Source organism: Streptomyces cavernicola (assembly GCF_029968035.1).
Lineage (GTDB): Bacteria > Actinomycetota > Actinomycetes > Streptomycetales > Streptomycetaceae > Streptomyces > Streptomyces cavernicola.
On record NZ_JASCIQ010000002.1, the window covers coordinates 132,376 to 154,927 of the forward strand.

Here is a 22,552-nt window from a genome sequence, read left to right on the forward strand (position 1 = left end):
CGGGCCGCCTGCCGCTTGATCCGGCCACCGGAGGACCGGTCACTCCTCGCCCTTGCTGCCCAGGACGACGTCCACCGTGCGCTCGTCGCCGCCGCGCTTGTACGTCAACTTGACCGTGTCGCCCGGCTTGTGGGTCCAGATCTCGCTGATCAGGGTGGGGCCGCTGTCGATCGGGCGGTCGTCGAGCCGGGTGATCACGTCGCCGGCCCTGAGCCCCGCCTTGTCCGCGGGCCCGCCCTTGGTGACCGGGGACGATCCGCCCACGCCCTCCTGGGAGATCTGCGCACCGTCGCTCGTGGACTGGTCCAGGGAGACCGAGGCGCCGATCATCGGGTAGACGGCCTTGCCGGTCTTGATCAGCTGGTCGGCGACGTTCTTCGCCTGGTTGATCGGGATGGCGAAGCCGAGGCCGATCGAACCGCCCTGCCCGCCGCCGAGCCCGCCCCCGCTCTCCGCCGGCTTGATCGCGGAGTTGATGCCGATCACCGCACCGCGCGCATCGAGCAGCGGCCCGCCCGAGTTGCCCGGGTTGATCGACGCGTCCGTCTGCAGCGCGCTCATGTACGAGTTCTTCGAGCCCGTGCCGTCCCCGGAGGCCACCGGGCGGTTCTTGGCGCTGACGATGCCGGTCGTCACCGTGTTGGACAGGCCGAAGGGCGCACCGATCGCGATGGTCGAGTCGCCCACGGCCACCCGCTCCGAGTTACCGAGCGGCAGCGGCTTGAGGCCCGAGGCGTTCTTGAGCTTCAGGACCGCCACGTCGTACCCCTGCGCCAGGCCGACCACCTGCGCCTCGTACTTCTTCCCGTCCGAGAACGTCACCTGGATCCGGCCGCCGTCCGCGGCGGACGCCACCACATGGTTGTTGGTGAGGATGTGTCCCTGCTTGTCGTAGACGAAGCCGGTGCCCGTGCCGCCCTCGCCCTGCGCGCCGCCGCCCTGTGCGTCGATGGTGACGACGCTGGGGAGCGCGTTCGCCGCGATGTTCGCGACGGTGCCCGGCTCGCGCTTCAGGTTGGCGGGGGTGTCCGACGCCGAGACCGTGGTCGAGTCCACCGCCGAGTCGTTGCGCTCCGCCGCCCAGTACCCGACCCCGCCGCCGATGCCGCCGGCCAGCAGCGCGGCGACCAGGACCGCGGCGACCAGGCCGCCCTTGCGCCGGGCGGGCACCGGCGCGGGCTGCTGATAGCTCGCACCCCACTCATGGCCCCCGCCGCCCTGCGCGTACGCGGGCACGGCGGGCGGTGCGGGCGGCCAGCCGCCCGCACCCGCGGGCTCGCCCCCGGCTCCCGCCGGAGGAGGCGGCACGGGCGGAAGGGGCGCGGTGTGCTGCTGGTCAGCCGAAACCGTGCGCTGCTGGTCCGCCGAAGTCGGCTGCTGTCGCTGCTCGGTCGGCGACGCCTCCGCTGCGTGGTTCGCGTCGGGAGCGGCCGCCGGGGGCACGGGCACGGAAGGTGCGGACGGGGCGGGGGTGACCTCGTTGCCCTCGTTGCCCTCGTTCTCGGTGCTCACAGCTCTCTCTCCTCGATCCACGGCGCCTTGTCGTCCTGTCCCGGCGGTGCGGTTGTCCTGGTGCGGTTCAGCCTGCGGTTCAGCTTTTCCCACTGTGTGGTTTCAGCTTTTCCCATGGGACGTCAGGGGACCATAAGCCGCACCTGTGCGTCCTGCCGTCGCTCTTCATGTCGGACCAAACGGGCGCACCCACCCCTCCCGGGGCCGCACACCGCGACCGCCGCGGGTGACACCATGACGCGGTGACTTCCGCACCACAGACACCTCCCGCGGGCCCGATCCGACCCTTCGCAGGGGTCCCTCAGGTCGTCGCGCACAGGGGCGCCTCCGACGACGCCCCGGAACACACCCTCGCCGCCTACAAGAAGGCCATCGAGGACGGCGCCGACGCCCTGGAATGCGACGTCCGTCTCACCGCCGACGGCCATCTCGTATGTGTGCACGACCGTCGCGTCAACCGTACGTCAAACGGCCGGGGCGCGGTCTCGACCCTGGAGCTGGCCGATCTGGCCGCCCTCGACTTCGGCTCCTGGAAGCTCCGCGCCGACGCCGAGGAGCCCGCCGAGGCCCCGGACTGGACCGAGCACCCCGACGGCGCCGACACCTCGGTCCTCACCCTGGAGCGGCTCCTGGAACTGGTCGCCGACGCGGGCCGCCCGGTCGAGCTCGCCATCGAGACCAAGCACCCCACGCGCTGGGCCGGCCAGGTCGAGGAGCGGCTGCTGCACCTCCTGAAGCGCTTCGGCCTCGACGCACCGCCGGCCGAAGGCCCCTCCCAAGTACGGATCATGAGCTTCTCGGCGCGTTCGCTGCACCGGGTCCGGGCCGCGGCGCCGACGATCCCGACCGTCTATCTGATGCAGTTCGTCTCGCCCCGGCTGCGCGACGGCCGGCTCCCGCGCGGTGTCGGAATCGCCGGCCCTGGCATCCGCATCGTCCGCAACCACCCGGCGTACATCGAGAAGCTGAAGCGCGCCGGAAACCAGGTGCATGTGTGGACCGTGAACGAGCCCGAGGACGTCGAGCTCTGTGTGGACCTGGGCGTCGACGCCATCATCACCAACCGGCCGCGCGCCGTGCTCGACCAACTCGGCCGCCCCTGAGGCCCCTGGGCCGAATCCGTCACTACGCGCGCGTGCCGCCCGTCCAGTCGTCCCCCGCCCCGGAAGACCCCTCGGGCAACGCCCATCCGCCTCTGCCGTCACTCACGCAGAGTGCACCGGCGCGTTCGGCCCGTACGCGATCGTCACGAGTGCGTCACCAGAGGCGGATTGGCCGGTTTCCGGTCCAGTCCAGTGGGGCATTCACACCGTGGCGTGGGGCAAAGGAGGTCTCGGGGGTGGCGTTGGTGGTGGCACAGGAGGTGCCCGCGCAGACGAGCATGGCCGTACCCCATGGCCCTGCGGGCGTGGGCAAGGCACGACACCGGATGCGGGACCAGCTCCGCATCAGCGGGGTGTCGGATTCGGTCATTGACGATGCCGTCCTGATCCTTTCGGAGTTGCTGAGCAACGCGTGCCGGCACGGCCGGCCGCTGGGCCGGGGATCGATGGTCGGCGACGGAGATGTACGAGCCGCATGGCGGGTGGAGCCCGCGGGGCGGCTGACGGTGGAAGTGACGGACGGCGGTGGTCCGACCCGCCCGGTTCCGGCCACGCCCTCGGTCACCGCGCACGGCGGCCGCGGGCTCAACATCATCACGTCGCTCGCCGAGGACTGGGGCGTCCGGGACGACGCCGCGGGCGAGGTCACCGTATGGGTCGTCCTGAAGGACGTCTCGTGCCGTACGGATTTCGCTACGCGCGTCGCGGCCCCGGCGGCCGTCGCCGGTCTGGAATTCGCCGACCCCTTCGAGGACTTGGCCTGAGCGACCGCAGCGGCCCGGCGGGCCCCGGCGCCCCGAGCGCCGCCCGGCTCGTTCCCGGCGAAGGTTGTCCACAGGCAACCCGGTCTCCGCGTACGAACGGCTAGGCTCGCGCCCGTACGCAGGAAGACGTCACCGGGAGACACCCACGATGGCCAAGAAGCGCCCCCAGACCAAGGGCCAGCCCCAGGGCAAGAAGGCACAGCTCACCGATGGAGAGATCCCGGTCGTCGGTGCCCGCGAGCCCTGCCCCTGCGGTTCCGGCCGCCGGTACAAGGCCTGTCACGGCCGGGCCGCGGCGCACGCCGTGACCGAGCTGGTGCACCGCCCCTTCGAGGGCCTGTCCGGCGAGGGCGACTGGGTGGCGCTGCGCGAACTCGTGCCCGCCGCGACTGTCGAGCTGACGCTCAAGGGCGGACTGCCCGAGGGCGTCCCGTCGGTCACGCTCGCCACGGTCCTCCCGATGGCCTGGCCGGGTCTGCGCCGCGAGGACGGCTCGGTGCTCATCGGCCTGCAGAACGACATGGCGTCCGGCGACCTCAGCCGTGACCTGGCCGACACCCTGCAGCAGGCCCTCACCACGGAGCCGGGCAAGCCGGTGAACGGCCGCCGCGCCCCGGCCGACGGCCCGCGTCTGCAAGACCTGCTCGACCCGGCCGCGCCCTTCGAGCCGGTGGTGCACACGGGCTTCGAGTTCTGGGTCCCGGACTCGGAGAACGCCACGCCGGACGTCGCCGCCTCCCTGGAGCGGGCCAACGCCGCGGCGATCCCCACGGTCAAGCTGGCCGGCGTGGACGCGGCGTACTGGTGCGAGACCCCGGAGAAGAACCACCTGCGCTGGGTCATGCCGCACCCCGAGGAGCAGCTGCTCGACGCCCTGGCCCGGCTGCACGCCGCGGGCACGTCCAGCCTCGGAGAGGGCACCCGCCTGGTCGGCTCGTTCCGTGCGCACGGCCTGGTGGTCCCGGTCTGGGACCTGCCGAGCGAGGTGCAGGCGGCGGACGTGGAGAAGCCCGCCACCGAGTTCGCCGAGCGCCTCGCCGCCGCGCTCGCCACGGACGCCCCGCTGACCCCCGAGGAGCGCCGGGCCCGCGGCGGCCTCACCAACCGCCAGGTCACCCTGAACTGACCCGTCGGAGACGTCCGGAACGGCCCCGAACCAGGGGGGAACATATGACTCGCGTCACAACTCCCGGTAAAGGCACGTAAATCCGTGTCCGAATAGCCGAGATCGAATTTGCGAACCGCCGATCTCTTGTTACCGTTCAGGTAGCCCGGTTGCTGGTGCATCCCCCGTCGCCAGCAACCGGGCCCTTGTCTTTTCTGCGGAATCCCGCGTTCAGCCCCCGCCCGGCCCGGCAGCCGTTCTCCGGCTCAACTCCTGGGCGTGTGAGGCGAGTTACTCCCGGAGCGCAGCAGCAGCGGCCGCTCCTCCTCGTCGCCCTCCGCCCCCTGCGGGGCGGCGAACTCCGCGATCGCCGTGTAGGCCGCGGGCTCTCCCCGGCCGGGCTCGCGCGGGGTCTCGCAGGCACCGGGCTCGTCGTCGGCCCCCACGGCGCAGTGCATCTGCACGGTGCGCCCGCCGGGCCCCATCAGCGTGAGGACGGCACGCAGCCGCTCGCCGGTCGCATTGCGGTAGTACGTCCGCGCCCAGGTGTCGCCCTCCTGCGCCAGTACGCAGGTCTGCGCCTCCACTCCGTCGGGGGAGGCGAGTTCGGGTCCGCACTGCGCGGCGGTGGTGAGGCCGAGCCCGGAGAGCAGCCCGCCCCCGGTCGTCCGCCCCGGCGCCTTCTCCTCCACCCCGGCCCCGGCCGAAGCCCCGGCCCGCCCCGGCTCACCCGAAGAGCCTGAAGGATCCGAAGGGACCGGATCGGCGGCGCCCTTTCGTGCGTCGGACGACGCCTGCCGTGCGGCTTCGGTGCGGTCGGTGCGGCCCTCGCTCGTCGGGCCCGCGAGTGCTCCGGCCAGCGGCAGAGAGGCGGTGAGTGCCACGGCGGCGACGAGCACCGCCAAGCGAGTGCGCTGCATGGGACCCACCTGCTCGACTGCTACGGGGGAAGGGAGACGGGCCCGAAGATATCGGCGCGGCAGAGGGCGCCGAACCGATCCGCGCCCGTTTCCGCTACATCTCGGGCGCGCTCACACCCGTACGAGTGAGGGTCTCGACGAGGACGTCCACGACCGCCTCGACGTCCGGCACCCAGGGCCGGGCCGAGCCGGGGAGCGGGGCGCGCTCCCAGCGGACCTGGCCGCGTCCCGTCTCGGACGGCGGGAGCACCACATAGCCGCCCTCGCCGTGGAAGCGGAGCGAGCCCGGCACCCAGTCCTTGGCGTAGAGCAGCTCGCCGAGCTGGGCGAGGGAGTAGGGCGCGACGAGGACGTACCAGCGGTCGGGGGTGGCGACGACCGGGCCGAGGCGGAGGTCGGCGCGGTCGAGCTCGGCGAGGGCGCGGGCCGCGGCGAGCGCGGGCAGGCTGACCGCGCACGGGCCGGGGGCTCCGGTGGCCAGCACCATCGGGGCGCCGGGGCGGTTGGTCCACCACCAGCGCACCATCCGCTCGTCCGTGGTCGCGGCGAGGAGGCCGGGTTCGAAGGGATGCGCGCCGGGCTGGGCGCAGTCGGCGTCCGGGCAGGCGCAGTCGGGGGCGCCCGGCTGCCTGGTTCCGACTCCGGGCAGCACCGGCCACTGCCACTCCGTGGCGAAGGTCAGGGCTGCGCCGATCTGGTCAGGCCGGCGACCTGACCGCTTCGACAGGAGCTTGCGTCGCCTTCCGAGGATCTCGCGCATGAGCGCTCGTTCCTTTCCGTTGAACGCCGAGGGCCACATCACACCATGCGTGCATCTGTTCACCGTGCGTACAAGTCGGCGCTTCACACCCCAGGCTCAGGCATGGGGAACCCCTACGGGTCGAGCTGGCTGTGCTCCATTAAAGCCTGGCGGAGGGTGGCGCGCGCATGGCGTTTGTGTGCCGATGCGTATTGCCGTGTGCGTTTGCTCGCTGTACTCGAAGCTCCGCCGTTTCCACCGTCGAATGGGTGGGGAGCGGCCGCCGCCGGTTAAGACGCGGAGGTTCGGCGTCAGGTTCCGGGACGGCCCAACTGCCCCTGCCCTACACCGATTACGTACCCGTCACGACCGCTGTGACGCCGTGTTGAACGAGGCCAGTCGACCGCAATATGCCCTTAGTGCTGTCAGTTTTCGGCCAACTTGCATTTAGCTTCACAAGCGGTCGCAAACACTCCGCCAGACCTCTGAAACCACATGGACACCAGCAATCCCAGCTGGACAATGCTGGACATCCCATCACCAGGCCGTGTACATGTGGAGGCACTGCTGACGGCGGAGAATGACAGGGGGTTTGCGATGCTATTGAGCAATACGCACCGACCTGAAAGTCGGACGCCATGAGCGCCCCGCACCTTCCGAAAGTGGCTGGAATCGACTCAACGGTCCCCTCTCCTGCGCAGACTGCCGCGCCGGTGCAGAGCCACCCTGAGTCCGCGAGCTCCACCGCGCCGCCCGCCGGCGCCGCGCTGCAGGATCGCCTCGCCGGCTGGGTCTCGGACCTCACGACGCTGCACGAGCTCACCGAGCGGCTGACCCGCACCGGAACCCTCGACGAAGCGCTCCAGGAACTGCTGCGTGCCGGAGCCGCCCTGGTCGGCGCCCGCCGCGGCCTCGTCGTCCTCGAACCCGCCGACGGCAACGGCCCCGACACCACGATCGGTCTCGGCCTCGCCCACGCGGACATCGGGCACATCGAGACCGTGCCGCGAAGCGCCACCTCGTACGGCCGGCTCCTGGACGGGCTGCCGGAGGGCGAGGCGGAGATCGCCAGCCCCGACCTGCTCTCCGAGGACGGTCTCGACCCGCGCCACCGCGAGGTCGCCGCCCGCCTCGGGTACGCGGCGAGCTACGCCGTCCCCCTGGCCACCACCGCCGCGGGCCGGCTCGGCGCGGCGGTCTGGCTGTACGACGAGCCCGCCGAACCGGTCGAGCACCAGCGCCACTTGATCGGCCTCTACACCCGGTACGCGACCGAGCACCTGGCCCGCCTGCTCGAACTGGAGCGGGCGCGCGCCACGTTGGCGACGGTCACCGAGGAGCTGCTGCCCAGCCGGCTGCCGCGGGTCGCCGGAGTGCAGCTCGCCGCCCGGCACCGCACCGGACCCCGCGGCGGCGGCGACTGGTACGACGCGCTGCCGCTGCCCGAGGGCGCGCTCGGCCTCGCCGTCGGCTCGGTCACCGGATCCGGGCCGAGCGCCGTTGCGGCGATGGGGCGGCTGCGCGCCTCGCTGCGGGCGTACGCCGTGATGGAAGGGGAGGATCCGGTCGCGGTCCTGTCCGATCTGGAACTCCTGCTTCGGCTGACCGAGCCCGCGCGCAGTGCCACCGCGCTGTTCGCGTACTGCGAGCCGCGCCGGCGGAAGATCGTTCTCGCGGGCGCCGGGCACACGCCGCCGCTGATCATCGGCGAGCGGCGCACCGAGTTCGTGGAGACCTCGCTCTCGGCGCCGCTCGGGATGCTGGCCTGCTGGGAGGCGCCCAGCGTCGACCTGTCCCCCACACCTGGCGAAACCGTTCTCTTCTACACGGACGGTCTGCTGCACCGCACCGGCGACTCCATGGACCGCGCCTTCGCACGGCTGCACTCGGCCGCGGCCGGCGTGCCCCGCTCGATCCGGCACGACCCGGGCGCGATCGCCGACCATGTGCTGCGCACGGTGCTGCCGGACGGCCTCGACGCGGCGGACAGCCGTGAGGACGTCGTGCTGCTCGCCGCGCGCTTCGACTGACCGTTCCGCGCCCTGCCTCAGGAGAGACGGTTCTGCGCCACCTCCCGCAGAGACGCTTTTCAAATCGTGCGCCACAGGCGACGCCGGCCATAGGTCTTAAGGCTCTGGGACGTATCTCCGTACGGACATACGATGGAAGGCGGTCCAGTGTCGTACTGAGGAGGCAGACCGTGGCCGAACAGCTCACCCCGGAGAACCCGGAGAACCCGGACGAGTCCGAAGAGCAGCCGATCAAGCAGCGCAAGAACGGCCTGTACCCGGGCGTGTCCGACGAGCTGGCGGCGAACATGCAGTCCGGCTGGGCCGACACCGAGCTGCACGACCTGCAGCCGATCCCGCAGGCCGAGCACACCGCGCGCCGCCGCGCCGCGCTCTCCGCGCGCTTCCCCGGCGAGCGCCTGGTGATCCCCGCGGGCAACCTGCGCACCCGCTCGAACGACACCGAGTACGGCTTCCGCGCCTCCACCGAGTACGCGTACCTCACGGGCAACCAGACGGAGGACGGCGTCCTCGTCCTGGAGCCGAAGGACGGCGGGCACGAGGCGACGATCTATCTGCTGCCGCGCTCCGACCGCGAGAACGGCGAGTTCTGGCTGGACGGCCAGGGCGAGCTCTGGGTCGGCCGCCGCAACTCCCTCACCGAGGCCGAGAAGCTGTACGGCATTCCCGCCTCCGACGTGCGCGAGCTGCCCGCGCAGCTCGCCGAGTCGACCGGCCCGACGCGGGTCGTGCGCGGCCACGACGCCGGCGTCGAGAAGGCCCTGACCGACAAGGTCACCGCCGAGCGCGACGAGGAGCTGCGGGTCTTCCTCTCCGAGGCGCGCCTCGTGAAGGACGCCTTCGAGGTCGCCCAGCTCGAGCAGGCCTGCACCTCGACGGCCCGCGGCTTCGAGGACGTCGTACGCGTCCTGGACAAGGCCGAGGCCACCAGCGAGCGCTACATCGAGGGCACGTTCTTCCTTCGCGCGCGCGTGGAGGGCAACGACGTCGGCTACGGCTCGATCTGCGCCGCGGGCCCGCACGCCACGACCCTGCACTGGGTGCGCAACAACGGCCAGGTCCGCTCCGGCGACCTGCTGCTCCTGGACGCGGGCGTGGAGACGAACGAGCTCTACACCGCCGACGTGACCCGCACCCTGCCGATCAACGGCCGGTACACGGAGCTGCAGAAGAAGATCTACGACGCGGTGTACGAGGCGCAGGAGGCCGGCATCGCGGCGGTCAAGCCGGGCGCCAAGTTCCGCGACTTCCACGACGCCGCGCAGCACGTGCTCGCCGAGAAGCTGGTCGAGTGGGGCCTCGTCGAGGGCCCGGTGGAGCGGGTGCTCGAACTCGGCCTGCAGCGCCGCTGGACCCTGCACGGCACGGGCCACATGCTCGGCATGGACGTCCACGACTGCGCGGTCGCGCGCACCGAGGCGTACGTCGCGGGCACGCTCGAACCGGGCATGTGCCTGACGGTCGAGCCGGGTCTGTACTTCCAGGCGGACGACATGACCGTGCCCGAGGAGTACCGCGGCATCGGCGTCCGCATCGAGGACGACATCCTCGTCACCGAGGACGGCAACCGGAACCTCTCGGCCGCGCTGCCGCGCCGGTCGGAGGACGTGGAGCGGTGGATGGCCGAGCTCAAGGGCTGAGCCGGCGCCGACTGTCTCGATCGAAGGCCGGTCGCTCCCCTCGGGGGCGGCCGGCCTTCGGCGTTCCCGTAGCAGGGCGGTTTTCCCTAGTGGTCGATACAGAAACCGTGCTAGGTTTTTCTGTAGGGATCGATACGGAATTGTCGAACGAGGGGGACCCCATGCCCGTACACACACCTGCGCAGACGCCTGTGCGGATTCGCGCGCCCAGGTCCACGTACGCCCGGACCGTTCGGGGCGCCGGGCCCGGTCTGCTGCTCGCGCACGGGGCCGGAGGCGGCGTCGAGCCCAACTACGGCCCGCTGCTCGACGGCCTCGCCGCGGAGCACACCGTGGTCGGCGTGGACTATCCGGGCACGGGGGCCACGCCGCGTGCCCAACACCCGCTCTCCCTGGACGAGTTGGCGGACGAGCTGGTCGGCGCCGCGGACGCGGAAGGCCTCGAACGGTTCGCGGTCGTGGGGTACTCGCTCGGCGGGGCCGTCGCCGTGCGCGCCGCGACCCGGCATCCGGGGCGGGTGACCGGGCTCGTCCTGACGGCCACCCTCGCCCGTACGGACGACCGGTTGCGGTGGGACGCCGAGGTCTGGCGGGACCTCTACGCGACCGGGCGGCACGAGACGCTCGCCAAGTTCCTGCTCGGGAAGGCGCTCAGCCCTGCGGCGCTCGCGGCCCTCGACCCGCAGGGCCTGGACGCCGCGCTCGCGGGGGTGCGCGAGACCCTGCCCGCGGGAAGCGCCGAGCACGCGGAACTGGTCCGGCGCCTCGACGTACGGGAGGACCTCGCCGCCGTCGCCGCGCTCGGGATCCCGGCCCTGGTCGTGTCGACGACGGCCGATCAGCTCGTCCGCCCCGAGCTGCACCGCGAGGTGGCGGCGCTGCTGCCCGGCGCGCGGTTCGCCGAGCTCGACTCGGGTCATCTGCCGTTCGCCGAGCGGCCCGAGGACTGGCTCGGGCTCATCACCGGGTTCCTCGCGGAGATCAGCGGAGATCAGGAGCCTTTGAAAAGAGTCAGGCGCTGACCAGCGGGGCGTCCGTGCGCCACTTCAGGATCTTGTCGAAGCTGACCACCGCGCCGCCGCGGCCCGGCCGGTTGCCGAAGGACGCGTGGTCGGCGATCTCCCGGATCAGGCACAGGCCCCGGCCGTGCTCGGCGTCCAGGTCCGGCGTCCTGGCCGGGCGGCCGTGGCCGTGGCCGACGGCAGGGAAGCCGGGGCCCGAGTCGGCCACCTCGATGCGGCACATGTCGCCGTCGAGATAGGCCGTGACCTGGAAGCCGCCGGGGGACGCGCAGGAGTGCGCGCCGTCCGGGTGCGCGGCGCGGCCGCCGTGCTCGACGGCGTTGGCGCAGGCCTCGCTGAGGGCGACCGAGAGGTCGTAGGAGATGTCCGGGTCGACACCGGCCTTCTCCATCGTGCCGAGCAGCAGGCGTCGGGCGAGCGGCACGCTCGCAGCTTCGCGCCGCAAGTGGAGGGACCACCAGATGCTCATGCTCCCGCCTCCCGGCCGCGGCTCGACATACCGATACCTATTGCCGCGACCGACCACACATAAGCGCAGAGTTGACGTGATGCCGCCCATACGGCGGATGCGCGGACGTCCCGGACGAGGTACGGCGCCACCGGCCCGACATCCGGGCGGGAGCCGACCTTTCGGACCTTGCGGACCTGCCGTATGAAGCGACAAGGGCCAGTGCGATGATGAGCCGGTCATGGCTGCCCCCCTTCCGCGCCCCCTGCGCGCGGCGCGTGAGACGCGCGAGACCCGCACCGGAGTGAGCCTCCGGGCACTTCGGGCCGCGGTGTTCGCCGCGGTCTGCGTCGCGCTGTCCGCGGGCGGCCATGCTCTCGCCTCCTGTGCTTCGGTCCCGCTGTGGTCGCTGGCCGTCGGGTTCCTCGCGGTGCTCGCGGTGGCGCTGCCGCTCGCCGGGCGTCCGCGTTCGACGCCCGGCATCGCCGCCTCGCTGACGCTCGGGCAGCTCGGTCTGCACGCCCTGTTCGGGATCGGACAGCAGGGTGCGCACGTCCTGCCGGGTTCGGCGGACAGCGCGCTGATCGCTCGGGCCGCCCGTCTGGTGTGCGGCGCGGGGGCCGCGGCGATCAGCCCCGCGGAGGCCCGCCGCATCCTGAGCAGCGCGGGCATCGACCCGGACTCGGCCGTCGCCGCGCACCAGCACGGCGAAGCCGCCGTACCGGGACAGGGCATGGCGGTGGGGCTCGCCCCCGATGTGCCCATGCTGCTCGGGCACCTGCTCGCCGGGCTCGCCGCCGGCTGGCTGCTGCGCCGCGGCGACCTCGCCCTGCTGCGGCTCTTCGAGCTGTCGGCGTACGCGGCGCACGGCATCGAGGAGGGCGTGCTCGTACGTCCGCTGCGGGCCGCGGTCGCTCTGGCGCTGCTGCTGCGGGCCGGGCTGCGGACGCTGCTCGGCCGCGTGCCGTGCGCCGCGCGTACCGCCCGATGGGTGCTGTGGCAGCCGCGCACGGCGGTGCTCGACGACACGGTGACCAGGCGCGGGCCACCGGCCGACGCCTTCGCGCTCGCTGCCTGACGCGGCCCTTCGACGGTACGGAGGAGGCCGCGCCACGCGCGCGTGGGCCCGTGCCCTTGCGGCGCCGGCCGTCTGCTTCCGCCTGGTGTGCCCCTGCCCTGCCGATGTGCCGGGTGGGCCGCGCGCCCCTCACCGTTCCCACTGCCGAAAGTGGAGTGTTTCCGTCATGTCAGCCATGTCTGCCGTGCCCCGTCAGCTCAAGCGTGCGGCCGCCGTCGGTGCGGTCGCCGCCTCCGCCGTGTTCGTCTTCTCCGCCCCGGCCTTCGCGCATGTCAGCGTGGAGCCGACGGGCGAGGCCGCGAAGGGCGGCTACGCCACGGTCAACTTCAAGGTGCCGAACGAGCGGGACAACGCCTCGACGACCAAGCTCGAGGTGAACTTCCCGACCGACCACCCGCTCGCCTCCGTGATGCCCCAGCCCGTCGACGGCTGGGACGTGAAGGTCACCAAGTCCAAGCTGGACAAGCCGATCGAGATGCACGGCGAGAAGATCGCCGAGGCCGTCTCCAAGGTGACCTGGACCGCGGACGACAAGGGCATCGAGCCCGGTACGTTCCAGCAGTTCCCGGTCTCCCTCGGCGCCCTGCCCGAGGACGCCGACCAGGTGGTCTTCAAGGCCCTGCAGACGTACTCCAACGACGAGGTCGTCCGCTGGATCGAGGAGCCGCAGAAGGGCGCCCCCGAGCCCGAGTCGCCCGCTCCCGTACTGGAGCTCGCCGCGGCGGCCGACGGACACGGCGGCGCCGCATCCGCGGAGAAGGCCTCGGACGACGCCGGGTCCGAGGCGGGCGCCGCCGAGCAGGCGGCCGCCGACAGCAGCGACGGCCTGGCCCGCGGGCTCGGCGTCGCAGGCATCCTCGTCGGCGCCGCCGGCGTGGCCTTCGGCCTCCTGGCCGGACGCCGCCGCGGCGAGTCCGCGAGCTGAGACAGCCGGTGAGCGGCGGGGGTGTCCGACGTACGCCCCCGCCGCTCACCGGGCCATCACGAACACCCATGGGAACACCCGTCATGCGCAAGAAGACCGCTCTCGCCGTCACCGCCCTGTTCGCCGCCGCCACGTTGAGCCTCTCGGCCTGCGGCACCGGCGGCGCGGAATCCGACCAGCCCGTCGCGGACGTCTCCGCCGAGGCGCAGGACAAGGCCGCGACCGTGCTCGACCGGCCCTTCGAGAAGCCGGACCTGGTCCTGAAGGACACCAAGGGCAAGGAGTTCGACCTGCGGGAGCGGACGAAGGGCAAGCCGGTGCTGATGTACTTCGGCTACACGCACTGCCCGGACGTCTGCCCGCTCACCATGAGCAACATCGCGGACGCCAAGCGGCGCCTCGCGCAGAAGCTCCCCAAGGACGAACTGGCCGAGCTGCAGGTCGTCTTCGTCACCACCGACCCGGAGCGTGACACTCCGGCGGAGCTCGGCAAGTGGCTGAAGGCGCAGGACCCTTCGTTCATCGGTCTGACGGGTGACTTCCCGACCATTCAGGCGAGCGCCCGGACCCTCGGCATCAGCATCGACGCGCCGAAGAAGGAGAAGGACGGCTCCGTCACGTCCATGCACGGCAAGCAGGTCATCGCCTTCTCGCCGAAGAGCGACGCGGGCTACGTCCTCTACAACGGCGAGGAAGCGACCGCCGACGACTACGTCAAGGACCTGCCGAAGATCATCAAGGGAGAGAACCCGTGACACCCCGTAAGGCCCACCCGTTGCCCGGCCACCGCCCCTCAAGGAGCTTCGCGCGTTCTTGGACTGTCGTCGCCATTGCCGCCGCGTCGGCTCTGGCGCTGGCGGGCTGCAGTTCGTCCGACGGCGCCGACAAGGAGCCCGCCGCGGACGCGAAGCCCCAGCTCAGCGTCACGGGCGCGTACATGCCCGAGCCCGTCACGAAGGACATGGGCGGCGGCTTCCTGACCATCGCCAACAAGGGCGGCGCCGACAAGCTCACCTCGGTCACCACCGAGAGCGCGAAGTCGGCCGGGCTGCACGAGACCGTCGACCAGAAGATGAAGATGGTCAAGGCCTTCGACATCCCGGCGGGCGGCGCCCTGAAGCTGGAGCGCGGCGGCAACCACATCATGTTCCACGACCTCACGGAACTGCCGAAGAAGGGCGACAAGATCGCCGTCGAGCTGCACTTCGAGAAGTCCGCGCCGATCAAGGCCGAGCTCGACGTCAAGGCGCCGACCTACAACCCGCACAGCCACTGAGGGATGACGAGTTGATGCTGCCCACCGCTCCCCGCCTCGGCCGCACCGGTCCGCTGCTGCACCTCGTGCTGCTGCTCGCGGCCACCGTCGGCGCACTGCTCGCCGGCGCCTCCCCCGCGTCCGCGCACGCCGCGCTGACCGGCAGCGACCCGAAGCAGGGCGCGGTGGTGCGGCAGGCCCCGGAACAGGTGACCCTGCAGTTCTCCGAGCAGGTCGCCATGTCGGACGACTCGATCCGGGTGCTCGACCCGAAGGGCAAGCGGGTCGACACCGGCGAACTTCAGGACCTGTGCAGCGGAAGCGTCGTCAAGTACGGCGTGCCGCTGCACTCCGGGCTGCCCGAGGGCACCTTCACGGTCGCCTGGAAGGCGGTCTCCGCGGACAGCCACCCGGTCTCCGGCGCCTTCAGCTTCTCCATCGGCGCCCCGTCCGAGACGAGCGTGGCGCTGCCCGAGCAGGCGGCCGGCGGCGGCGCCGTGGGCGTGCTCTACGGCATCGCCCGCTATGTGTCGTACGCCGGTTTCACCCTGCTCGTCGGCGCCGCCGCCTTCCTCCTCGCCTGCTGGCCAGGCGGCGTGGGCGTACGGGCGCTGCAGCGGCTCGTCGCGTACAGCTGGGTCGGCCTGGCCGGGGGCACGGTGGCGCTGTTGCTGCTGCGCGGGCCGTACACCGACTCGGGGCAGCTGGCGGACGTGCTCGACCTCGGCGGGCTCGGCGCGGTGCTCGCGACGAAGACCGGGGCGGCGCTGATCTCCCGGCTGCTGCTGCTCGGCGCGGCCGCGCTGTTCGTCGTGGTGCTCTTCGGGGCGTACGCGAAGCGCGAGGACCCGGCCGAGAAGCGGGACCTGACGTTCGGGCTCGCGGTGGGCGGCGGGGTCGTCGCGGCAGGTCTCGCCTCGACGTGGGCGCTGGCCGAGCACGCCTCGACCGGCATCCAGACGGCTCTGGCCATGCCCGTCGACGTGGTGCATCTGCTGGCCGTGGCCGGCTGGCTCGGCGGGCTCACGGCGCTGCTCGTCGCGCTCTACCGTGCCCCGGCGGACCGGCCGGTCGAGCGGAGCGCGGTGCGGCGCTTCTCCCGGGTCGCGTTCGGCTCCGTACTGGTCCTGGTGGCGACGGGGCTCTACCAGTCGTGGCGGCAGGTCGGCTCGTGGAACGCCCTGGTGTCCACGGCGTACGGGCAGTTGCTGCTCGTGAAGGTCGGGCTCGTGGTGCTGCTCGTCGGGATCGCGTCGATCTCGCGGCGCTGGACGGCACGGATCACGCGCGAGGCGTCGGAGGCTGAGGCGGACGTCGCGGATGCGGACGTCGCCGAGGCGGATGTGGTCGAGGCTGACGTGGTCGAGGCGCACGTCGTCGAGCAGCGGGCCGCGCGGGAGGACGAGCCGGTGGCCGTACGGGCGTCGGCGGCCGGAAGCGCGAAGGCAGACCCCGCACCCGAGGTCGACGGGGACGCGAAGGCCGAGGGCGACAGCGCCGCCGACCCCGAGCGCGCCGCCCAACTCGCCCGCCAGCGCGCCGCCATGGACACGGCGCGCGAGAAGCGGATCAGGGACGCCGACCCGGACCGCGCGGGCCTCAGGCGCTCGGTGCTCGCGGAGGCGGCCGTCGCCGTCGTCCTGCTCGCCGTCACCACGGCCCTGACCGCCACCGAGCCGGGCCGGACCCAGGAGCAGGTCGACCGGGCGAACGCGGCCTCCGGCAGCGCGATGCCGAACCGCCCCGTGAAGATCGAGCTCCCCTTCGACACCGGCGGCGAGGACGGCAAGGGCACCGTCCGCATCGACCTCGACCCGGGCCGTACCGGCTCCAACACCCTGCACGTCTGGGCCGAGCGCCCGAACGGCGAGGCCTTCGACGTACCGGAGCTCAAGGTCGCGCTGACCCTGAAGGCCAAGGACATCGGGCCGCTGCCGGTCGAGCCGGACCGGATCGCCGCCGGCCACTGGAGCTCGGCGGGCCTGCAGGTCCCGATGCCGGGCGACTGGCAGCTCTCGGTGACCGTGCGCACCTCGGACATCGACCAAGTGACCGTGAACAAGAACGTGAAGATCGGCTGACCCCATGACTGTTGACGACCGCGCGGAGAACCCGTCCCGTACGACCGGGGAGCGGGACGACACCGCAGGCCCCGCCGCCGAGCTGTCCCGGCGGCGGCTGCTCGGGACGGTGGGGGCGGCGGGGGCCGGCGGGCTCGCGCTCGGCGCGGTCGGCGGCGTGGCCGGGCACGCGGCGGCGCAGCCCGAGCCCGGTGCGGGGCTCGCCTCGGTGGGGCGGACCGAGGTGCCGTTCGGCGGCGAGCACCAGCCGGGCATCACCACGCCGATGCAGGCCCGCGGCCATCTCGTCGCCTTCGACCTGGCCCCCGGCGCGGGCCGCAAGGAGGCCGCCGCGCTCCTTCGCCGCTGGTCGGCGACGGCCCGCAGGCTGATGGCGGGGCGCCCGGCGGGCGACTCCACCATCACGCTCGACGCCGGGCCGTCCTCGCTCACCGTCACGGTCGGCTTCGGCCGCAGCTTCTTCGGCCGTACAGGTCTGGAGAAGCAGCGGCCGTTCGCGCTCGACCCGCTGCCCGCGTTCTCCTCCGACCGGCTTGACGCCAAGCGCAGCGAGGGCGACCTGTGGGTGCAGATCGGCGCCGACGACGCGCTCGTCGCCTTCGACGCGCTGCGCACCCTGCAGCGGGACGCGGGCGACGCGGCCCGGGTGCGCTGGCAGATGAACGGCTTCAACCGCACGCCCGGCGCGACCGAGCAGCCCATGACGACCCGCAATCTGATGGGCCAGGTCGACGGCACCAACAACCCGAAGGAGTCCGAGCCGGACTTCCGGAAGCGGATCTTCGTGCCCGCGAACGCCGCCGACGGCTCGTCCGACCCCGCCTGGATGGCCGGCGGCTCCTACGCGGTCGTACGCCGGATCCGGATGCTCCTCGACGACTGGGAGAAGCTCTCGCAGACCGCCCAGGAGAAGGTCATCGGGCGCAGGAAGTCCGACGGCGCCCCGCTGACCGGGGGCTCCGAGACGACCGAGCCGAAGCTGGACGCGTTCGACGCCGAGGGCAAGCCGGTCATCCCCGCGGACGCGCACGCGCGCATCTCCCGGCCGGACCAGAACGGCGGGGCCGCGATGCTGCGCAGGCCGTTCTCCTTCCACGACGGGTACGACGAGGACGGCGTGCCGGACGCGGGCCTGCTCTTCATCTGCTGGCAGGCCGACCCGATGCGCGGCTTCGTGCCGGTGCAGCGCAAGCTCGACCGGGGCGACGCGCTCTCGGCGTTCATCCGGCACGAGTCGAGCGGCCTCTTCGCGGTACCCGGAGGCGCACGTTCCGGTGAATATGTGGGGCAGCGGCTCCTGGAGTCCTGAGCGGCTCCCGGGGCAGGTCTCGGGTTCGGCGGCGCCGCGGCCCCGTACAGCGCATTAAGGTGACGGTATGTCGGCCACCCGCTACACCTATCTCGGACCCGAGGGCACCTTCACCGAAGCCGCCCTGCGCACTCTGCCCGAAGCGGCCACCCGGGAGCTCGTGCCCATGGTGTCCGTGCCCGCGGCGCTCGACGCCGTGCGCGGCGGCCAGGCCGCGGCCGCGCTCGTGCCGATCGAGAACTCGGTGGAGGGCGGCGTCACCGCGACGCTCGACGAGCTCGCCACCGGCGAACCGCTGATGATCTACCGCGAGGTGCTGCTCCCGATCGCGTTCGCGCTCCTGGTCCGCCCCGGCACGAAGCTGTCCGACGTCAAGACGGTCACCGGCCACCCGGTCGCCCAGCCGCAGGTCCGCAACTGGCTCTCGGCGCACCTTCCGGAGGCCCATTGGGAGTCCGCGGCCTCGAACGCGGACGGTGCGCGCCTCGTGCAGGAGGGCCGCTTCGACGCCGCGTTCGCGGGCGAGTTCGCGGCTGCGACGTACGGCCTCGAGGCGCTGGTCACCGAGATCCACGACGCGGAGAACGCCGAGACCCGCTTCGTGCTCGTCGGCCGCCCCGCCCGGCCCGCGGCACCGACCGGCGCCGACAAGACCTCCGTCGTCATCTGGCTCGACGACGACCACCCGGGTGCGCTGCTCGAGTTCCTGCAGGAGTTCGCGGTGCGCGGGGTCAACCTGATGTTGATCCAGTCCCGGCCTACGGGCGCGGGCATCGGCAACTACTGCTTCTGCGTGGACGCCGAGGGGCACATCGCGGAGCGCCGGGTCGGCGAGGCTCTGATGGGGCTGAAGCGGATCTCGCCGAAGGTGCGGTTCCTCGGCTCGTACCCGCGGGCCGGCGTGACGCCCGACGAAGTGCGGGCGCTGCGCGCGGGCACGACGGACGCGGAGTTCACGTCGGCGGCGGACTGGCTGGCGCGGGTCCAGGACGGCCGGGCGTAAGCCCTCCTGCGGGCGCGGGCGGGCGTGGCCCACGACGCCCGCCGCTCCCCTCGGGCGCGGTTCGGCACCTTGTCCTACCTGCGGATTTTCTCTGTCCACAGGGTTATCCACAGGTTGTCTTCTCGACCTGGGGACAAGTCGACACCAACCCCCGACTTCGTCGACAAATCACCCTTGTCGCCCCATCTCCCTCCACAGGCCCGCACGCCCCCTCTCGTCCACTCAATTCCTTTCATCAATCCTTTAGGGCGAGCCTTTTCCACTCGAAAGTGAGCGCGCGAGGGGTTTGTGCCAGGAATTCTTCGGTCCGCTTTGCACTTCGAGAATGATCGTTTCCGATATCCACAGACCTTTCGCACAGCCTGTGGATAACTCTCCTCCGGGACCCATACCTGTGGACAAGCGCAGCTCAAGTGCCGCTCTCCACAAGGAGTTACGGTCAAGCCGCGACGAGCGAGCTGCCTCCATCCGGGGATGCGAGGGGTTTTCCCTTGACCCTCCGCCGGCCTTCCGCTGACCGTCCGGCGACCTTCCGCCGGCCCTCGCGAAGGCGCAGCGGGAATACGGGTCGAGGACCCCGAGCGCGCACCGGTAGCCTGGAGCGCGTGATTGACCTTCGCCTGCTCCGTGAGGACCCCGACCGTGTCCGCGCTTCTCAGCGCGCCCGTGGAGAGGACGTCGCGCTCGTCGACTCTCTGCTCTCCGCCGACGAGCGGCGCAGGTCCTCCAGCGTCCGCTTCGACGAGCTGCGCGCCGAGCAGAAGCAGCTCGGCAAGCTCATCCCCAAGGCCACGCCGGAAGAGCGGGCCGAGCTCCTCAAGCGCGCCGAGCAGCTGAAGAGCGACGTCAAGGCAGCCGACGCCGAGCAGGACGAGGCCAAGGCCGAGACCGACCGCCTCCTGCTCCAGCTCGGCAACCTCGTGCACCCGGACGTCCCGGTCGGCGGCGAAGAGGACTTCGTAGAGCTGGAGACGCACGGCACGATCCGCGACTTCGGCGCCGAGGGCTTCGAGCCCAAAGACCACCTGGAGCTCGGCACGCTCCTCGGCGCGATCGACGTCGAGCGCGGCGCCAAGGTCTCCGGTTCGCGCTTCTACTTCCTCACCGGCGTCGGCGCGCTGCTCGAACTCGCCCTGGTGAACGCCGCGTTGGCGCAGGCCACGGCCGCCGGCTTCACGCCGATGCTGACCCCGGCCCTGGTCCGCCCGCAGTCCATGGCCGGCACGGGCTTCCTCGGCCAGGCCGCCGCCGACGTCTACCACCTGGACAAGGACGACCTCTACCTGGTCGGCACGTCCGAGGTGCCGCTCGCGGCGTACCACATGGACGAGATCATCGAGGCGGACAAGCTGCCGCTGCGCTACGCCGGGTTCTCGCCCTGCTTCCGCCGCGAGGCCGGCTCGCACGGCAAGGACACCCGCGGCATCTTCCGGGTCCACCAGTTCGACAAGGTCGAGATGTTCTCGTACGTCGACCCGGCCGACTCCGAGAACGAGCACAAGCGGCTTCTGGAGTGGGAGAAGGAGTGGCTGGCCTCGCTTGAGCTGCCGTTCCGCGTCATCGACGTCGCCACCGGCGACCTCGGCTCCTCGGCCGCCCGCAAGTACGACTGCGAGGCCTGGATCCCGACGCAGGGCAAGTACCGCGAGCTGACCTCGACGTCCGACTGCACCGAGTTCCAGTCGCGCCGCCTGTCCATCCGCATGCGGGAGGACAAGAAGGTCAAGCCGCTGGCGACGCTGAACGGCACGCTGTGCGCCGTGCCGCGCACGATCGTGGCGATCCTGGAGAACCACCAGCTGGCCGACGGCTCGGTGCGCGTGCCCGAGGTGCTGCGCCCCTACCTCGGCGGGCGCGAGGTACTGGAGCCGGTCGCCAAGTGAGCTCACTTCCCGGTCCGGAGACCACTGCGGGGGACGGCGACGCCGCGCGCGTCGTCACGGTCGGCCAGATGAAGGCGGGCGCCGCCGTTCAGGCCGCCGCCCAGCGGGACGCGCTCGCGGCTCCGGCCGCGCCGGGCGCGTTCCCGTACAAGCTGATCGCGACCGATCTCGACGGCACGCTGCTGCGGTCCGACGAGACGATCTCGCCGCGTACGCGCGCCGCGCTCGAAGCCGCCTGCGGTCTCGGCGCCGCGCACATCGTGGTCACCGGCCGGGCCGTGCCCTGGACCCGGCACATCCTCGACGACCTCGGGTACGAGGGCCTCGCGGTGTGCGGCCAGGGCGCGCAGGTCTACCACGCGGGCGAGCACCGGCTGCTCACCTCGGTGACCCTGGACCGCCAGCTGGCCGGGCTCGCCCTGGCCAAGCTGGAGGCCGAGATCGGGCCGCTCGCCCTGGCCGCGAGCCAGGACGGGGTGGACGGCAAGGTGCTCGTCGGCCCCGGCTACCGCGTGCAGGAAGGCCCGCTCTCGGTGCAGCCGATCGCGGATCCGGCGGAGATCTGGGCGGCCCCGCTGAACAAGCTGTACATCCAGCACCCCGACCTCTCCGACGACGCGCTCGCCGCGACGGCCCGGCGGGTCTCCGGTGACCTGGTGGGCGTGACCATGGCAGGCCCGGGGATAGTCGAACTCCTGCCGCTCGGGCTCTCCAAGGCGACCGGCCTCTCGCTCGCCGCGCGCCGCCTGGGCGCGAAGGCCAAGGACACGATCGCCTTCGGCGACATGCCCAACGACATCCCGATGTTCGGCTGGGCCGCGCACAGCGTGGCCATGGCCAACGCCCACGACGAGCTCAAGGCCGTCGCCGACGAGGTGACCGCGTCCAACGAGGACGACGGCATCGCGCTGGTCCTGGAGCGGCTGCTCGCCGACCGGGGAACACCCACGCGGTAGTTCCGAAGTCACGCGGTAGTTCCGAAGTTCGGAGGACCTGGATCATGACCGCTGCGCGTACCGTCCGTCTCCGCCGGGTCTACGAGACCCCCGAGGCCGAGGACGGTACGCGCGTCCTCGTCGACCGCCTCTGGCCACGCGGCCTGAGCAAGGCGGACGCACGGATCGACCTCTGGCCCAAGGACCTCACCCCGTCGACGGAGCTGCGCCGCTGGTTCCACGGCTCCGAGGGCTCCTTCGACGAGTTCCGCGAGCGGTACGAGGCGGAGCTCGACGGGGAGGCGCAGCGGGCGGCGCTCGACGAGGTGCGGGCGCTGGCGGCGAAGGGGCCGGTCACGCTGCTGTCCGCGGTCAAGGAGCTTGAGCGGAGCCATGTTTCGGTGCTGGCGGAGCGGTTGAGGTAGGGGTTCTTCCTCCCCTCCCTGCCCTTTCCGCCCCTTCCCGCCCCTTCTCCAGGGGCCTGGCGGACGGCTCCGTGGGCTGCGTTCCCGTGCGTCGTTTCCAGGGCTGCCGCCCTTGGATCCTGGTTGGCCGAGGCTGCCGCCTCCGCCCGTGACTCACCTCCACCGGAGCCCGCTTCAAGGCTCCGCCCGGACCCGTCCCGGGGCCTGGCCCCAGCCCCCGTCGGGGGACCAGCTTGGCCCCTCCCAGCGCTCGGCTCCGCAGGGGCCGGATTGTGCAGGCCGGCGCCGAGAGTGCCCCGATAGGGGCGCGGGGAACTGCGCGACCGGCCACGACGGCGCGGCAGCCGAACGACGGCCGGGATCCGGGGCGACAGC

20 protein-coding genes are annotated in these 22,552 nt (G+C 72.1%); 16 read left to right on the forward strand and 4 right to left on the reverse strand.

What is annotated here, in order from left to right; genetic code table 11:
* Positions 1–39 precede the first annotated feature (39 nt).
* The gene (locus QIS96_RS02415) at positions 40–1,512 is read right to left on the reverse strand and encodes a S1C family serine protease (protein ID WP_282540632.1); all 1,473 of its coding nucleotides are present in this window, start codon (positions 1,510–1,512) and stop codon (positions 40–42) included.
* Positions 1,513–1,790: 278 nt separating this feature from the next.
* On the opposite strand from QIS96_RS02415, the gene QIS96_RS02420 reads away from it, so the two are divergent.
* From QIS96_RS02420 to QIS96_RS02430, 3 genes are all read left to right on the forward strand, one after another.
* Positions 1,791–2,615, forward strand: coding sequence for a glycerophosphodiester phosphodiesterase (locus QIS96_RS02420; RefSeq protein ID WP_282540844.1), 825 nt, complete (start codon positions 1,791–1,793; stop codon positions 2,613–2,615).
* Positions 2,616–2,764: 149 nt separating this feature from the next.
* Positions 2,765–3,379, forward strand: a complete 615-nt coding sequence (locus QIS96_RS02425; RefSeq protein ID WP_282540633.1) for an ATP-binding protein — start codon at positions 2,765–2,767, stop codon at positions 3,377–3,379.
* Positions 3,380–3,527: 148 nt separating this feature from the next.
* Positions 3,528–4,505, forward strand: coding sequence for a DUF5926 family protein (locus QIS96_RS02430; protein WP_282540634.1), 978 nt, complete (start codon positions 3,528–3,530; stop codon positions 4,503–4,505).
* Positions 4,506–4,750: 245 nt separating this feature from the next.
* Here the strand turns inward: QIS96_RS02430 and QIS96_RS02435 are convergent, their stop codons facing one another.
* Positions 4,751–5,404 carry a hypothetical protein gene (locus tag QIS96_RS02435; protein ID WP_282540635.1) on the reverse strand — a complete coding sequence of 218 codons (654 nt, stop codon included), beginning with the start codon at positions 5,402–5,404 and terminating at the stop codon, positions 4,751–4,753.
* Positions 5,405–5,498: 94 nt separating this feature from the next.
* Positions 5,499–6,164: a bifunctional DNA primase/polymerase gene (locus tag QIS96_RS02440; RefSeq protein ID WP_282540636.1), complete on the reverse strand. Its 666-nt coding sequence runs from the start codon at positions 6,162–6,164 to the stop codon at positions 5,499–5,501.
* Between the two features lie 617 nt (positions 6,165–6,781).
* Here QIS96_RS02440 and QIS96_RS02445 point away from each other — a divergent pair.
* The 3 genes from QIS96_RS02445 to QIS96_RS02455 all read left to right on the forward strand — a co-directional run bounded on the left by QIS96_RS02445 (position 6,782) and on the right by QIS96_RS02455 (position 10,835).
* Complete coding sequence (locus QIS96_RS02445; protein WP_349017360.1) at positions 6,782–8,173, forward strand: PP2C family protein-serine/threonine phosphatase; 1,392 nt, start codon at positions 6,782–6,784, stop codon at positions 8,171–8,173.
* 170 nt (positions 8,174–8,343) lie between these two features.
* A complete protein-coding gene (locus tag QIS96_RS02450) occupies positions 8,344–9,813 on the forward strand; it encodes an aminopeptidase P family protein (protein ID WP_282540638.1) in 1,470 nt (489 codons plus the stop codon).
* 161 nt (positions 9,814–9,974) lie between these two features.
* Complete coding sequence (locus QIS96_RS02455; RefSeq protein WP_282540639.1) at positions 9,975–10,835, forward strand: alpha/beta fold hydrolase; 861 nt, start codon at positions 9,975–9,977, stop codon at positions 10,833–10,835.
* On the opposite strand, the gene QIS96_RS02460 is transcribed toward QIS96_RS02455, so the two are convergent.
* Positions 10,825–11,304 (reverse strand): ATP-binding protein, encoded by a 480-nt coding sequence (locus QIS96_RS02460; RefSeq protein ID WP_282540640.1) that lies wholly within the window; start codon positions 11,302–11,304, stop codon positions 10,825–10,827. The two genes, QIS96_RS02455 and QIS96_RS02460, sit on opposite strands and share 11 nt — an antisense overlap.
* A 220-nt stretch (positions 11,305–11,524) precedes the next feature.
* Between QIS96_RS02460 and QIS96_RS02465 the strand changes: the two genes are divergently transcribed.
* The 10 genes from QIS96_RS02465 (at position 11,525) to QIS96_RS02510 (ending at position 22,177) form a co-directional block, all read left to right on the forward strand.
* Positions 11,525–12,361, forward strand: coding sequence for a hypothetical protein (locus QIS96_RS02465; protein WP_282540641.1), 837 nt, complete (start codon positions 11,525–11,527; stop codon positions 12,359–12,361).
* A 166-nt stretch (positions 12,362–12,527) separates the two neighbouring features.
* Positions 12,528–13,286, forward strand: coding sequence for a YcnI family protein (locus QIS96_RS02470; protein WP_408907105.1), 759 nt, complete (start codon positions 12,528–12,530; stop codon positions 13,284–13,286).
* A gap of 83 nt (positions 13,287–13,369) precedes the next feature.
* Positions 13,370–14,041, forward strand: coding sequence for an SCO family protein (locus QIS96_RS02475; RefSeq protein ID WP_282540642.1), 672 nt, complete (start codon positions 13,370–13,372; stop codon positions 14,039–14,041).
* A complete protein-coding gene (locus QIS96_RS02480; RefSeq protein ID WP_282540643.1) occupies positions 14,038–14,562 on the forward strand; it encodes a copper chaperone PCu(A)C in 525 nt (174 codons plus the stop codon). The genes QIS96_RS02475 and QIS96_RS02480 overlap by 4 nt, the downstream gene beginning before the upstream one ends.
* A 14-nt stretch (positions 14,563–14,576) precedes the next feature.
* The gene (locus QIS96_RS02485) at positions 14,577–16,622 is read left to right on the forward strand and encodes a copper resistance CopC/CopD family protein (RefSeq protein ID WP_282540644.1); all 2,046 of its coding nucleotides are present in this window, start codon (positions 14,577–14,579) and stop codon (positions 16,620–16,622) included.
* Positions 16,623–16,626: 4 nt separating this feature from the next.
* Positions 16,627–17,931, forward strand: coding sequence for an iron uptake transporter deferrochelatase/peroxidase subunit (gene efeB / locus QIS96_RS02490; RefSeq protein WP_282540645.1), 1,305 nt, complete (start codon positions 16,627–16,629; stop codon positions 17,929–17,931).
* A gap of 67 nt (positions 17,932–17,998) precedes the next feature.
* Complete coding sequence (gene pheA, locus QIS96_RS02495; protein ID WP_282540646.1) at positions 17,999–18,934, forward strand: prephenate dehydratase; 936 nt, start codon at positions 17,999–18,001, stop codon at positions 18,932–18,934.
* 605 nt (positions 18,935–19,539) lie between these two features.
* Positions 19,540–20,817: a serine--tRNA ligase gene (gene serS / locus QIS96_RS02500; protein WP_282540647.1), complete on the forward strand. Its 1,278-nt coding sequence runs from the start codon at positions 19,540–19,542 to the stop codon at positions 20,815–20,817.
* Positions 20,818–20,885: 68 nt separating this feature from the next.
* Positions 20,886–21,773, forward strand: a complete 888-nt coding sequence (locus QIS96_RS02505) for an HAD family hydrolase (protein WP_282540846.1) — start codon at positions 20,886–20,888, stop codon at positions 21,771–21,773.
* 44 nt (positions 21,774–21,817) lie between these two features.
* Positions 21,818–22,177, forward strand: coding sequence for a DUF488 domain-containing protein (locus tag QIS96_RS02510; RefSeq protein WP_282540648.1), 360 nt, complete (start codon positions 21,818–21,820; stop codon positions 22,175–22,177).
* Positions 22,178–22,552: the final 375 nt, after the last annotated feature.

Coding starts and splice junctions, on each gene's coding strand:
- QIS96_RS02505 (WP_282540846.1), top strand. CDS start 20,886: ATGAAGGCGGGCGCCGCCGTTCAGGCCGCCGCCCAGCGGGACGCGCTC.
- QIS96_RS02435 (WP_282540635.1), bottom strand. CDS start 5,404: ATGCAGCGCACTCGCTTGGCGGTGCTCGTCGCCGCCGTGGCACTCACC.
- pheA (WP_282540646.1), top strand. CDS start 17,999: ATGTCGGCCACCCGCTACACCTATCTCGGACCCGAGGGCACCTTCACC.
- QIS96_RS02485 (WP_282540644.1), top strand. CDS start 14,577: ATGCTGCCCACCGCTCCCCGCCTCGGCCGCACCGGTCCGCTGCTGCAC.
- QIS96_RS02455 (WP_282540639.1), top strand. CDS start 9,975: ATGCCCGTACACACACCTGCGCAGACGCCTGTGCGGATTCGCGCGCCC.
- QIS96_RS02465 (WP_282540641.1), top strand. CDS start 11,525: ATGGCTGCCCCCCTTCCGCGCCCCCTGCGCGCGGCGCGTGAGACGCGC.
- efeB (WP_282540645.1), top strand. CDS start 16,627: ATGACTGTTGACGACCGCGCGGAGAACCCGTCCCGTACGACCGGGGAG.
- QIS96_RS02460 (WP_282540640.1), bottom strand. CDS start 11,304: ATGAGCATCTGGTGGTCCCTCCACTTGCGGCGCGAAGCTGCGAGCGTG.
- QIS96_RS02510 (WP_282540648.1), top strand. CDS start 21,818: ATGACCGCTGCGCGTACCGTCCGTCTCCGCCGGGTCTACGAGACCCCC.
- QIS96_RS02440 (WP_282540636.1), bottom strand. CDS start 6,164: ATGCGCGAGATCCTCGGAAGGCGACGCAAGCTCCTGTCGAAGCGGTCA.
- QIS96_RS02445 (WP_349017360.1), top strand. CDS start 6,782: ATGAGCGCCCCGCACCTTCCGAAAGTGGCTGGAATCGACTCAACGGTC.
- QIS96_RS02430 (WP_282540634.1), top strand. CDS start 3,528: ATGGCCAAGAAGCGCCCCCAGACCAAGGGCCAGCCCCAGGGCAAGAAG.
- QIS96_RS02470 (WP_408907105.1), top strand. CDS start 12,528: ATGTCAGCCATGTCTGCCGTGCCCCGTCAGCTCAAGCGTGCGGCCGCC.
- QIS96_RS02475 (WP_282540642.1), top strand. CDS start 13,370: ATGCGCAAGAAGACCGCTCTCGCCGTCACCGCCCTGTTCGCCGCCGCC.